The 713-nt window shown below is 74.3% G+C and carries 1 protein-coding gene; it reads right to left on the reverse strand.

Features of this window, described 5'->3' with window-relative positions; translation table 11 throughout:
* On the reverse strand, window positions 1–713 hold a 713-nt coding region (locus tag G3I71_RS45180; protein WP_239149763.1), incomplete at both ends, for an oligopeptide:H+ symporter.

Here is a 713-nt window from a genome sequence, read left to right on the forward strand (position 1 = left end):
GTCTGCGCTGGCGCGGCTCGGCCGAGGAACCACAGCGCCATGGCCTGACCGCGGAAGGCCCGCGGCGCGAGCAGCGTGGTCGCCGCGAGGCCGACCGGCGACAGGCACAGCTCGCCGAGCGTCTGCACCACGTACACGACCACCAGCACCCACCAGGGCGAGCGCCCCTCGCCGGCGACCGCGGACGCGCCCGCGAGGAACAGGAAGCTCGACGCCGCGAGCGCGAGGCCGAGCGCGAACTTCACCGCGGTCGACGGGCGGTCGCCCAGCCGCACCCACAGCCACGCGAACACCGGCGCCAGCAGGATGATCGCCGCCGGGTTGACCGACTGGTAGAGCACGGGCGAGATCGTCACGCCCAGCACGTCGAGGTCGGTGTGGTCGCGCGCGTACTGCGACAGCGTGCTGGACGCCTGCTCGAAGATCATCCAGAACAGCGCGGCGGCGACGAACAGCGGCACGTACGCGGTGAGGCGCGACCGCTCGGGCGCGGTGACCTTCGGCGACCGGAACATCACGAGGAACATCACGACGGGCGCCGCGAGCGCGAGGTAGGACAGCGCGTCGATCACGACGTCGAGCGGCCCGCCGCCCCCGGCCCCGACGAGCCACGCGACGACGCCCGCGGCCACGACCGCGAGCAGCACGAGCAGGCCCGTCCGCACGACCTGCGGGCGGTCGGCGGGCGTCAGCGGGTTCGGCACGGCGTCGCC

The organism is Streptomyces sp. SID12501, assembly GCF_010550245.1.
Classification (GTDB): domain Bacteria; phylum Actinomycetota; class Actinomycetes; order Streptomycetales; family Streptomycetaceae; genus Streptomyces.